Genomic DNA, 11389 nt, shown 5'->3' on the forward strand with positions numbered 1-11389 from the left:
TTCAGGGAAACCGCAGCCAAGGCCCCGGCCGAACCGACACTTTCCCCGAAACTGCGGCCTGCCGTGGCGACGCGCGGCGAGGGGTCAGGGGAGGAGGGCGAGGCAGGCGGTGGTGGTGTCGCGGACGCCGGGGGCGAAGGCGGGGCCGAAGAGGGCCGTGTGGAGCAGGTACATGGAGAGCTGGTGCAGGGGCGTGCGCTCGTGCCAGCCGTCGGCGGGCGGCCATGCCTCGGCGTACGCGGCCAGGATCCGGTCCAGGTGCGGCGCGCCGCCCCACAGGCGCAGGTAGGCCAGGTCCGTCTCGCGGTGGCCGCCGTGCGCCGCCGGGTCGACGAGCCAGCAGCGCCCGTCCGCGCCCCAGAGCAGGTTGCCCGTCCACAGGTCGCCGTGGATGCGCGCGGGCGGCTCGTCGCCGCCCAGCCGGTCCAGGCCCGCGATCACCCGTTCCACCCGCGTGACGTCGGCCGGCTCCAGCGCGCCCCGGTCCACCGAGAGCTTCAGGTACGCGCCCAGCCGGCGCTCGGCGTACCACACGTGCCACGGCCCCTGGCCGGGCGTGTTGTCCATGGGTGCGGAGCCGTGGAACCCGGGCCACGGCGCGCCGAACGCGGGCGCCCCGGCCCGGTGCAGCCCGGCCAGCGCCCGCCCGAACTCCTCGGCGGCGCGCGCCGTCGGCTGCCCGTGCTCGATCCAGGCCATGCCGAGCAGGTCGGGCGTGTCGACGAGCACCTCCGGCACGGCGACCGTGCCGGTCTCGGCGAGCCAGCGCAGCCCGTGCGCCTCGGCGGCGAAGAACCCGTCCGGGGCCTGCCCGCCGGCTTCCGGCCACGTCTTGGTGAAGATCGACTCACCGTCGTCGAAGGTGAGCCTGCTGGTGTGGCAGATCGACCCGCCGTCCACCGGCGTCTCCCGGATCCGCTGGTGGTGCAGGAACGTCGGCAGCAGGTGCGGGTGCGTACGCAGGTAGGCCAGATCCACGGTTCCCATTCTGGGCCGCGCCCGGCCGCGTGGTTAAGAAGGGCACCTTCTACAACGCATAGCGTTAAGAAGGTGCCCTTCCTTTCAGGGGACGGGCCAGGGGTGGATGCTGCTGGGTGGGACGGCGCGGTCGAGGGCGTCGGTCAGCAGGTGGGCCAGGGAGTACGCCGGGTCGGCGTGCAGGGCGCGGTCCAGGGCCGCGGTAGCCAGCACGCCGTTGCCGCCGCGCCAGGCGCACCAGGCCAGCAGGGTGGCGGGCGGGGCGACCAGCGCGGGCTCGGCGCGGCGGGTCAGGTCCAGCCAGAGGTCGAGCTGCCAGCCCTCGGCGTCGGTGCGCTGCCAGGCGTGGTCGCGGCAGCGCAGGTCGTGCAGCAGCACGGTGAGCCAGGCCGCCTCGTCGTCGTCGAGCCGCCCGCCCGCCTCGGCACCGTGCAGCGCGGCCTCGACCGCGGTCTCCCCCGCCGTCACGAGCGCCCGGTCGCCGCCGTCGGCCAGCAGCGCCTCGAGGCGGTCCTCGGCCCGGTCCACGGCCTGGGCCATGGCGACCGCGGCGAGCCCGCCGACCGGCTGGACCCGGCGTTCGACGGTGGCCCGGTCGGGGAGGGCGACGAGTCCCTCGTACGTCGCGATGGCCGCGGCGGCCGTGGTGCTCGGGTCGAACGGGGCGCCCTCCGGCGGCGTGCAGCGATCGCACTGCAGGCAGTGGTACCGGTCGCCGGCCTGCAGCAGCACCTCCCGGACGTGGTAGCCGCGGCCGTCGAGCGCGTCGGCCGCGTGCCGGGCGGCGTCGGCCGCCCCGGTGTCGGGGCCGTAGCCGACGACCACGACCGAGCCGACCGCGGCGCGTCCCCGGCCCGCGGCGGCGAGCACCTGCGCGAAGCGGCGTACCGTCTCGGTACGGGGCGCGGCAAGGTCGGCGCGGGCCGCGACGGCGATGCGGTTGCCGCGCAGACCCATCACGACAGTGCTGTCGGCCGGATGGAAACCGAGCAGGTAGGGCACGTATCCGAGCAGGTCGGCGCGCTCGGTGAGGGTGTAGGCCGGGGTGTCGGTGGTCATGCGGGCAGCCTCGCCGCCGAGGCCGCCCGGCGACAGCCATGATCATCAACCTGTGGACGACACGCCGGTCTGTCCACAGGACCGGGGGAGGTGCGATGCCCGCGTACGCCGCGTTGGTGCTGGCCGGAGGGGCCGGCCGCCGGATGGGCGGTGCCGCCAAGCCGCTGCTGCCCGTCGGCGGGGTGCCGATGCTGCGGCGCGTGCTGGACGCCGTCGCCGACGCCCGCCCGCTGATCGTGGTGGGGCCGCCGGAGCTGGCCGGTGAGCTGCCCGAAGGCGCCGTGCTGACCCGCGAGGACCCACCGGGCGGCGGCCCGGTCGCGGCGGTCGCCGCCGGAGCCGCGTCCCTGCCACCGGACGGCCTGGTCCTGCTCGTCGCTTCGGACCTGCCCTTCCTGACCCCGGCCGCCGTCGCCGCCCTCGCCGCCGGACTCAGCGGGCCTGCCGCCGAGGGCCATGCCGTCGAGGGCCATGCCGTCGAGCGCCATGCCGTCGAGGGCCATGCCAACGAGGGACGTGCCACCGGGAGCGACCGCCCCGCCGACGGGCCGGACGTGGCACTGTTCGTCGACGACGACGGGCGGGCGCAGCACCTGTGCGCGATGTGGCGCATCGGCGCGCTGCGGGCGGCGCTGCCCGAGCGGCCGCACGGCGCGTCCATGCGGGCCGTGCTGGACGGCGTGGACGTGGCGCGAGTCCGGTGGACCGGTGCCGGCCCACCGCCATGGTATGACTGCGACACCCCCGACGAGCTGCGGCGGGCCGAGTCCGTCGACGGGGCGCCGCCTGGCCCCGGCGGTGCGGAGCCCGCCCGCACAGACCGGACACCGCCGAGCCGCGGCGGTGCGCGACCAACCGAGGAGCTGTCGTGACCGTGGACCTGCATGACTTCACCGAGGCGGCCTGCGCCGAGCTCGGCGTGCCGCGCGCCGACGTGGACGTCACGATGATCCTGGACCTGGCCCGTGACGTCGCGCACAACACGGTGCGGCCGGGGGCGCCGGTCGGTGCGTACCTGCTGGGTCTGGCGGTCGGCCGGGGCGGCGAGCCGCGGGAGCTGGCGGCCCGCCTGAGCGCGCTGGCGCAGCGCCTCGGCCAGGAACAGGCCTCCTGACCGACCACGGCAGCTCTCCCTGGCGATCGACGGATATCACGCCGATCGCCGGGTTCCGCGGTCAAAAGGCCGACTACGCGAACAGGTTTCCGATCGGTAGTGTCTCGGTGACAGAGAAACATGGTTTGTCCGTCGGCACCCCGGGATAAGCCAGGCTCGACGAGGAGGCGTGCCGATGTCGGAACTGTCCAACCCCGGCCTTGCGGAGGCCGAGCTGCTCGACGAGCCGACCACCGCCGATCTGCGGGCCAAGGTCGCCGAGGCGTGGCGCGAGTTCGCCCGCGCCCTCGCCGGCGTGCTGCCCGTGCTGCCCGCAGGCAGCGAGCTGGAGCTCGCGCTGGACCCGACGGCGTCGGGCACCGGTTCGGCCGTGTACGGCGTGAGCGTGGAGCACCTGGAGGACGGCACGCTGCAGGCGCGGGCGGTCAGCAACGCGAACCTGCCCGAGGGCTTCCGGCTGGAGCGGCCCGCGATCGCCGCGATGGTCGCGCTGGGCTGGTCGCCGCCCGGCGTGGTGGCCGGCTCCCGGGAGAACTTCGGCATGACCGGCCAGCCCGAGGCGCTGGCCGGCATCATCACCCGCACCCTGCGCGACGTGTACGGCGCACCCCACCCGGCGTTCCTGGTCTACGAGGCGCACGACCGCGAGGAGGAGCCCGTCGCCATCGACCCGCTGGGCACCGCGCGGCACGAGTCCACCGTGGACGCGTTCCTACCGTCCATCGACGCCCTGGACGCGAGCGGGCTGGACCTGGCCGACCGGGTGCGCATCGTGGTGTCCGCGATGCTGAAGACCGACCCGGAGGCGCTGCAGGTCGACGGCGACGGTGACATCGGCATCCGGGCCGGTTCGGCGATGGTGTTCGTCCGCGTACGCGAGAACCCGCCGCTGATCGACGTGTTCTCGCCGGTGCTGACCGACATCGAGCCGAGCGAGAAGCTGTTCGTGAAGCTGTCCGAGCTGACCAACCGCATGCCGATCGGCCGCCTCTACTGCACCGCGGGCACCGTCTGGGCGTCGATCCCGGTGTTCGGCCGCGACTTCCAGGCCAGCCATCTGGCGCTGGCGATCCAGGTCATGACGGGCCTGGCCGACGAGCTGGACGACCGGCTGCACGGCGAGTTCGGCGGCAAGCGCTTCTTCGGCGAGGGCGACAAGCCCGCCGGCAACCCCTCTTCGGAGACCCGCATCGGGCAGTACCTGTAGCCCACTGCGAGCGAAGCTCCGTTCCCGCGGCACCGGCCGCCGGAACGGAGCTTCGTTCATGCCGTCCGTCAGAGCAGGACGCGCGCCAGCGCGGGGCCGGGAGCCGCCAGCGGGGTCGCCACCGCGACGGTGTCGCCGACGATCCACAGGGTGTCCCCGACGACCAGCGAGCGGCGTGGGTAGGCCGGCTCGCCCCCGGTCACCTCGCCGATCTTCTCCAGCCGGTCGGCGCCCACCCGGTAGACCAGCGCGCCCGCCCGGTGGTCGCCGTCGTAGGCGGCGTAGGGCACGACCAGCATCCGGGTGTCGGGCCAGTACAGGAACGCGTGCGGGTCGTGCTCGGCCTCGCTCCAGCCGTGCGGGATCTTCTCCTGGTCAAGCCGCTTCGGGTCGGCCCCGCCGACGTCGAACAGCGACACCTGCAGGCCGGTGACGCGGCCCTGGCCGGTCGCGTCCTGCCCGACGCCGAGCAGGCGGCCCCCGTCGAGCGGGTGCAGGTAGCTGCTGTAGCCGGGGATCTTCAGCTCGCCGGTGAGCCGCGGGCGCGCGGGGTCGCTCAGGTCCACGGCGTAGAGCGGGTCGGTCTGCCGGAAGGTCACCACGTAGCCGACCGGACCGAGGAAGCGCACCGCGTAGATCCGCTCGCCCTTGCCCAGGCCGCCCAGCTTGCCGACCGGGCGCAGCTGCCCGCCGTCGCGGCGCAGGGTGTACACGGTGGACTCGCTGCGTGCCGTGCTCTCCCACGGCCGGCCCGTGGTGGTGGCGGCGCGCAGCACGCCGTCGTGCTCGCTGAGCGAGTACTGGTTGAGCAGCCAGCCGGGCACGCTGCCGGAGGCGGCGAAGACGGGCCGCGTCCCGGTGACGTCGAACTGGTAGAGCTCGGTGCGCCCGGAGGCCTGCTCGCCGCGCCAGCGCTCGTCGTGGGCCAGGTAGAGGTGCGGGCCGTTGCCGTAGACGGTCTCGGCGTCGGCCAGCACGCCGACGGGCAGGCCGTCGCCGAGCTGCGGCCGGTTCAGGTCGAAGCTGAGCACGGTCACCGTCGAGGTGCCGCTGAAGCGATCCGGCCGGCTCACGTCGCCGCAGTCCAGCCGCCCGGCGACGCCCTCGCTGGTGTACGCGGGCAGCCAGCTCTCCAGCGGGCTCCGGTCGATGATCTTCCGGTTGGCGGCGAGGCGCTCGGCGTCGGTCGACATCTCCCGCCACGGGAAGTCGATGCGCGGCTGCGACGACACCACGACCCGGGCGACGCCGCCGACGAGGCGCGCGTCGGTGAGCTGGGCGCCGATCTCGTATGTCCCGGTGATCCGCGGCGGGCCGGCCAGGTCCACCAGGCGCACCCGGGTCGAGGAGGGGCTGATCCGCGACGCGCCCGCGGCGTCGGCCAGACCTCGGCCGACGCCCCAGCTCCGGCTCAGCACGAGCGCCCGGTCGCCCTGCAGGAAGAGCTGGTGGGAGCCGTGGCCGACGTGCAGCGAGCCGGTGACCAGCCTGGTCGCCGGATCGATGACGCGCAGGGTCTCGCCGAGCACGGTGACGATGCGCCGGCCGTCGGTCTTGACGATGTCCGGCTCGTCCACCCCGGCCTCGTGCGTGTTGGTGCCGGAGTGGGCGGGCGCCCCCTTGTCGGACAGCTCCGCGCGCCCGGCCGCCGGCATTCCTCCGTCGGTCGCCCACAGGTATCCGCCGAAGTCGAACCCCCAGGGCCGGACCGCGGCCTTGGCGGCGGCGCGCACCGAGGCCAGCAGCTCGTCGCAGGACGCGTACGCCACCAGCCGCAGCTCCGGCGCGGGGCCGGAGACGGGCCCGGCGGTGGGGCCGGGCTTCGAGGCGCTCTCGGTCACCGTGCAGCCCGCCAGGAGCAGCGCCGCGGCCACACACAGCACACTTCGTCTCATGCCCGGGTTCGACGCCGCGCGGGCGCCCACGGCTCCCTCGGCGGGCGCGGCGTCAGTCCACGAGCCGGGAGAGCACGATCATGCTGCGGGTGCTGGTGATGAAGGGCTCGGCCCGCAACCGCTCCAGCGCCTGCTCGAGATGGGAGATGTCGGCCGCGCGCAGGTGCACCAGCGCGTCGGCCTCCCCCGAGACGGTGTACGCCCCGACGACCTCCGGGTGGCGGCGGGTGGCCTGGGTGATCTGCGCGGGCGTGGTGCGCCCGGTGCAGAACAGCTCGACGAAGGCCTCCGTGCCGCCACCCACCGCCGCCGGGTCGACGACGGCGGTGAACCCCTTGATGACGCCGCCGGAACGCAGCCGGTCGACCCGCCGCTTGACCGCCGGAGCCGACAGCGACACCACCGAGCCGATCTCGGCGTACGTGGTGCGCGCGTCGCTCAGGAGCGCGGCGATGATCCGCTGGTCAACGTCGTCCAACTGCACTAACCGAGCGTAGCGAGGTCGCTGATCAACACGTTCGACGGCACGGGTCCGTCGTTCTCGACGCGGCGCAGGTACCACTTCTGCTGCGGTGAGCGGTTCTGGTTGAACTGCCAGTTGCCGCGCGGGCTGATGACCTGGCCGACGCTCGACAGCAGCGAGTTGACCCGCGGCGGGGTCACCGTGTCGTCGCCGGCGAGGGTCAGCGCCTGGTCCAGCACCGCGGCGGCGTCGTAGGCCGCGACGACGTAGGCGGTGGGGGTGCGCTGGTACTTCGCCTGGAACTGCGAGGAGAAGTCGTGGTTGGCCAGGTTGTTCAGGTCGGCGGAGTACTGCATCGCCGTGTACAGGCCCCGGCCGCCGGTGCCGAGCGCTTCGAGCGCGACGCCCTCGGACACGGTGCCGGGCGCGTACATCGGGACGGCGGCCAGCGAGCTGCGCTGGGCCGCCAGCGCCTGCTTGAAGGCGACGATGTGCGTGCTGGGCAGGTTGAGGAAGATCGCCCGCGGGTTCTGGTTGGCGATCTGGCTCGCGTACTGCGCGAACTCGGCGGTGGTGGGCTTGATGCCGGCCCGGACCGTGATCGGGTTCTGGCTGCCGGTGCCGTAGACGCTCTGGAAGGTCGACATCAGCTCGTTGGTCGTGTTGCCGCCGACGCCGATCAGGCTGATCCGGCTGCCGCCCATGCGGCGGCGCAGGTAGGAGGCGATGGCGCGGGCCGGCTCGTCGCCGAGGAAGGCGGTGCGCCAGATGAAGTTCGAGCTGGGCATGCCGGACGGGGTCGCGTGCGTGGCCAGCAGCGGGACCTTCGACTCCTCGACCTTGTCGCGGACCGCGGGCAGCAGGTCGGGGTTGGCCACCCCGGCGACCGCCAGCACGTGCTGGTCGAGCAGGCGGCCCAGCGCGTCGGCGCCCGCCTTGACGGACTCGCCCTCGTCCTCGACGACGACCTGGACCTGCCGGCCGCCGAGCATGCCGTTGTGCAGGTCGAGGTAGAGCCGGAAACCGAGCTCGAGATCGGCGCCGACGTTCTTGTTGGCTCCGGTGGCGGGGACGAGCAGACCGATGCTGACGCCGCTGCGGCTGGGCGGCGTCGCGGTGCTGGAGCAGGCGGCGAGCCCACCGGTCGCGCCGGCGACACCGACACCGGCCAGCAGACGAAGCAGCCTGCGACGGTCAAGCCCGTCCAATGTGTCCTCCAGAGTGACGTCGGCCGAACACGGATTCGGGGGTGCGGCCGTCGGGGGATGTCGCCGAACGATGTGAGCACGTGGTCTTTTGACCCACTGAGGCGTTCTACCGTGTCCTGGGACTCCCGTCAATGATCAACATTGGGGGTGGTCCCGCGATCTAGGATGGTGGGGTTCGACGCCTGAGGAGGTCCGCGTGAGCCAGCAGCAGCCCGAGGAGAAGAGCGTGGTGGTCGTCGGTCCCGACGGCCGCCCGATCGGCACCGTGGAGGTGAACGCGGACGGTGCCACCGGCCGCGAGGACGACCCGAGCCGCCTGATCGAGCAGCCGGCCAAGGTGATGCGCATCGGCAGCATGATCAAGCAGCTGCTGGAGGAGGTGCGCGCCGCGCCCCTGGACGAGGCGGGCCGCAACCGCCTGGTCGAGATCCACCGGCGCTCCGTCGACGAGCTGGAGGACGGCCTGTCCCCGGAGCTGCGCGACGAGCTGGAGCGCATCTCGGTGCGCTTCACCGAGGGCACGACCCCGTCCGAGGCCGAGCTGCGCATCGCGCAGGCGCAGCTGGTCGGCTGGCTGGAGGGCCTGTTCCACGGCATCCAGGCCGCCCTGGTGGCGCAGCAGATGGCCGCCCGCATGCAGCTGGAGCAGATGCGCAACATGCCCGCCCTGCCGCCCGGCACGCACGGCGAACCCGGCAAGACGACCAGTACCGGGCAGTACCTCTGAACCTGCTTTGCTCTGCACACAAATACGCACGTGCGTATTTGTGTGCAGAGCAAAGCGAGTTGAGCGGGTGCCTCCCCGCCGCCCGCGCGGCAGCGGGGACGCCGCCCCTCAGCCTTCTCGCTTGAGAAGTTCGTCCAGATAGACGGCCACGCCGTCACGGTCGTTGGACAGGGTCACCTCATCGGCCAGCGCGAGCACCTCGGGGTGCGCGTTGGCCACCGCGACCCGGTGCCCCGCCCACAGGAACATCGGGATGTCGTTGGGCATGTCCCCGAAGACGAGCACGTCGGCGGGGTCGATGCCCAGCTCGGCGGCGACGACGGCCAGGCCGCTCGCCTTGTCCACGCCGGGCGGGGTCACCTCGACCCAGCCCAGCCCCGAATGGGTGAACACGGCCGTCTCCGGCGGGACGATCTCCCGCGCCGTACGCAGCAGCGTGTCCGAGTCGGTGTCGTCGGTCTTCACGAACGCCTTGATCACGTCGTAGCAGAGCGACTCCTCGCGCGGCCGGGTGACCAGGTCGTCCGGGTAGGGCCAGTCCGTGACGTCGTCGCCCCACAGCGGCGAGCGCGGCGCGTCGAGCACCTCGACCAGCAGCTTCACCGGCCCGAGCCGGGCCTCCAGCGCGCTCACCATCCCGGCGACCACCGGGCCGGGCAGCCGCGCGTCGCGCATCACCCGCGGCGCCGACGGGTCCCGCAGGTCGAGCACCCGCCCGCCGCCGCCGAGCACGAGCAGGTCGGCGTGCGGCAGGTCGATCCGGCTCAGCTCCTCCAGCCGGGGCCCACGGCCGGTCGCCCCGACGATGGGGATCCCGGCCGCGCGCACCCGGTCGAAGACGGCGTGGGTGAACCCGCTGACGGTCTCGTCGGACCGCACGACCGTGCCGTCCAGGTCGGTGGCGACCAGCTTGGGCAGGCGGACCGGGCGCAGCGTGGCGCTGCGCGGCTCCGCCTGCCGCACGACATCGCGTTCCGGCACCTCGGTGTGCCCCGAACCCCCGTGGTCGGGCACGCCGCTCAGGACCCTGCCTTGACGGGCTCCAGCACGTCACGGCCGCCCACGAACGGCTGCAGCGCCTTGGGCACCCGCACCGAGCCGTCCGGCTGCTGGTGCTGCTCCAGCAGCGCCACCAGCATGCGGGTGGTGGCCAGGGTGCCGTTGAGCGTCGCGGCGGTGTGGGTCCGGCCGTCGGCGTCGCGGAAGCGGGTGTTCAGGCGCCGGGCCTGGAACGTGGTGCAGTTCGAGGTCGAGGTGACCTCCATGTACCGGCTCTGCGTCGGCAGCCACGCCTCGCAGTCGAACTTGCGCGCCGCCGACGAGCCGAGGTCGCCCGCGGCCACGTCGATCACCCGGTACGCCAGCTCCAGCTTGCCGAGCATCTCCTCCTCCCACGCCAGCAGGCGCAGGTGCTCCTCGGCCGCCTGGGCCGGGTCGCAGTAGGAGAACATCTCGACCTTGTCGAACTGGTGCACCCGGATGATGCCGCGGGTGTCCTTGCCGTACGAGCCGGCCTCCCGGCGGAAGCAGCTCGACCAGCCGACGTAGCGCTGCGGCCCGGCGGCCAGGCTCAGGATCTCGTCCTTGTGGTACGCCGCGAGCGGCACCTCGCTGGTGCCGACCAGGAACAGGTCGTCGGCGGGCAGGTGGTAGACCTCGGCCGCGTGCGAGCCCAGGAAGCCGGTGCCCTCCATCGACTCCGGCTTGACCAGCACCGGCGGGATCATCGGGGTGAAGCCGGCCTCGACCGCCTGCCACAGGCCCATCTGCAGCAGCCCGAGCTGCAGCAGCGCGCCCACGCCGGTCAGGTAGTAGAACCGGGCGCCCGACACCTTCGCGCCGCGCTCGGTGTCGATCGCGCCGAGCAGCTCGCCCAGGGCCAGGTGGTCGCGCGGGTCGGCGAGCTCCGGCCGCTCCCCGACCTCGCGCAGCACGACGTAGTCGTCCTCGCCGCCGCCGGGGGCGCCCTCCTGCACCACGTTCGCGATCGCGAACTGGGCGTCGCGCAGCGCGGCCTCGGCGTCGTTGACCGCGGCCTCGGCGGCCTTCACCGCGGCCGAGAGGTCCTTGGTGCGCGCGAGCAGCGCGGCCTTCTCGTCGCCGGCCGCCTTCGGCATCAGCTTGCCGAGCTGCTTCTGCTCCGCCCGCAGCGCCTCGAAGGACGCGACCGCCGAGCGCCGGGACTCGTCGGCGCGCAGCAGGTCGTCGACGGCGTCGACGGAGTCGCCGCGCAGCCGCTGGCTGGCTCGTACGGTGTCGGGGTCCTCACGGAGCAGACGCAGATCAATCACGTCGAAAAGCGTACCGGCCCGCGTTCGGAGCTTCGCGTCAGTATTGCCGTAAGAACGGCGCGGCGGTGGTGACCGTCAATTCGAGGTCGCCCGGCTCGTGGTCGTCGGGCTCGTCGGGGCCGTCCGCGACCCGGTCGATGCCCGGCCGGTGGGCGGGCTCCCGGCGGTGGGCGGCCAGCAGCGCGAGCCCGAGCAGCGCGACGGCCGCCAGCGCCGCCCAGACGCCGCGCCCGAGCTGCGTGGTGTAGAGCTCCAGCGCCTCGGGCTCGACCGCCCAGAACTGGGCGACCTCGCGGACCTGGGTCAGCGCGGCCGCCGCGGCGGCGACCACCGCGAACAGCGCGGCGGCGACACCCATGCCGGCCACCCGGCCCGCGCCGCCGCCCGGCGAGCAGGACGCGCTCGACGGCATCGACCCGGCTATCGACGTGGTCGTCAACAACGCCG

Annotated in this window: 12 protein-coding genes; 4 read left to right on the forward strand and 8 right to left on the reverse strand. The window is 73.7% G+C overall.

The features are described 5' to 3' along the window. Window positions 1-84: 84 nt before the first annotated feature. Both AB0J67_RS11065 and AB0J67_RS11070 read right to left on the reverse strand, forming a co-directional pair. A complete protein-coding gene (locus tag AB0J67_RS11065) occupies window positions 85-978 on the reverse strand; it encodes a fructosamine kinase family protein (RefSeq protein WP_363479557.1) in 894 nt (297 codons plus the stop codon). A gap of 84 nt (window positions 979-1062) precedes the next feature. Next, complete coding sequence (locus tag AB0J67_RS11070; protein ID WP_363479560.1) at window positions 1063-2037, reverse strand: DUF4192 domain-containing protein; 975 nt, start codon at window positions 2035-2037, stop codon at window positions 1063-1065. 113 nt (window positions 2038-2150) lie between these two features. Here AB0J67_RS11070 and AB0J67_RS11075 point away from each other — a divergent pair, with 113 nt between their 5' ends. From AB0J67_RS11075 to AB0J67_RS11085, 3 genes are all read left to right on the forward strand, one after another. Continuing rightward, window positions 2151-2909: an NTP transferase domain-containing protein gene (locus AB0J67_RS11075; protein WP_363479600.1), complete on the forward strand. Its 759-nt coding sequence runs from the start codon at window positions 2151-2153 to the stop codon at window positions 2907-2909. Then, window positions 2906-3151, forward strand: coding sequence for a DUF6457 domain-containing protein (locus AB0J67_RS11080; protein ID WP_363479562.1), 246 nt, complete (start codon window positions 2906-2908; stop codon window positions 3149-3151). Before AB0J67_RS11075 ends, AB0J67_RS11080 begins: the two co-directional genes overlap by 4 nt. A gap of 175 nt (window positions 3152-3326) precedes the next feature. Further along, on the forward strand, window positions 3327-4358 hold the full coding sequence (locus tag AB0J67_RS11085) for a hypothetical protein (protein WP_363479565.1): 1032 nt from the start codon (window positions 3327-3329) through the stop codon (window positions 4356-4358). A 68-nt stretch (window positions 4359-4426) separates the two neighbouring features. Here the strand turns inward: AB0J67_RS11085 and AB0J67_RS11090 are convergent, their stop codons facing one another. The 3 genes from AB0J67_RS11090 to AB0J67_RS11100 are packed head-to-tail and all read right to left on the reverse strand — an operon-like array spanning window position 4427 to window position 7924. Further along, on the reverse strand, window positions 4427-6253 hold the full coding sequence (locus AB0J67_RS11090; RefSeq protein WP_363479568.1) for a beta-propeller domain-containing protein: 1827 nt from the start codon (window positions 6251-6253) through the stop codon (window positions 4427-4429). A gap of 52 nt (window positions 6254-6305) precedes the next feature. Beyond that, a complete protein-coding gene (locus AB0J67_RS11095; RefSeq protein ID WP_363479570.1) occupies window positions 6306-6737 on the reverse strand; it encodes an Lrp/AsnC family transcriptional regulator in 432 nt (143 codons plus the stop codon). Then, window positions 6737-7924 (reverse strand): ABC transporter substrate-binding protein, encoded by a 1188-nt coding sequence (locus tag AB0J67_RS11100; protein WP_363479573.1) that lies wholly within the window; start codon window positions 7922-7924, stop codon window positions 6737-6739. Before AB0J67_RS11100 ends, AB0J67_RS11095 begins: the two co-directional genes overlap by 1 nt. A gap of 196 nt (window positions 7925-8120) precedes the next feature. Here AB0J67_RS11100 and AB0J67_RS11105 point away from each other — a divergent pair, with 196 nt between their 5' ends. Then, a complete protein-coding gene (locus AB0J67_RS11105; protein ID WP_363479576.1) occupies window positions 8121-8651 on the forward strand; it encodes a bacterial proteasome activator family protein in 531 nt (176 codons plus the stop codon). 108 nt (window positions 8652-8759) lie between these two features. Here the strand turns inward: AB0J67_RS11105 and AB0J67_RS11110 are convergent, their stop codons facing one another. The 3 genes from AB0J67_RS11110 to AB0J67_RS11120 form a co-directional block, all read right to left on the reverse strand. Next, window positions 8760-9584, reverse strand: a complete 825-nt coding sequence (locus tag AB0J67_RS11110; protein WP_363479603.1) for an HAD family hydrolase — start codon at window positions 9582-9584, stop codon at window positions 8760-8762. Between the two features lie 86 nt (window positions 9585-9670). Next, the gene (gene serS / locus AB0J67_RS11115) at window positions 9671-10942 is read right to left on the reverse strand and encodes a serine--tRNA ligase (RefSeq protein ID WP_363479579.1); all 1272 of its coding nucleotides are present in this window, start codon (window positions 10940-10942) and stop codon (window positions 9671-9673) included. A gap of 37 nt (window positions 10943-10979) precedes the next feature. Beyond that, window positions 10980-11300 carry a hypothetical protein gene (locus tag AB0J67_RS11120; RefSeq protein ID WP_363479582.1) on the reverse strand — a complete coding sequence of 107 codons (321 nt, stop codon included), beginning with the start codon at window positions 11298-11300 and terminating at the stop codon, window positions 10980-10982. Window positions 11301-11389: the final 89 nt, after the last annotated feature.

The sequence above is a fragment of the Catellatospora sp. NPDC049609 genome (assembly GCF_040675365.1).
Classification (GTDB): domain Bacteria; phylum Actinomycetota; class Actinomycetes; order Mycobacteriales; family Micromonosporaceae; genus Catellatospora.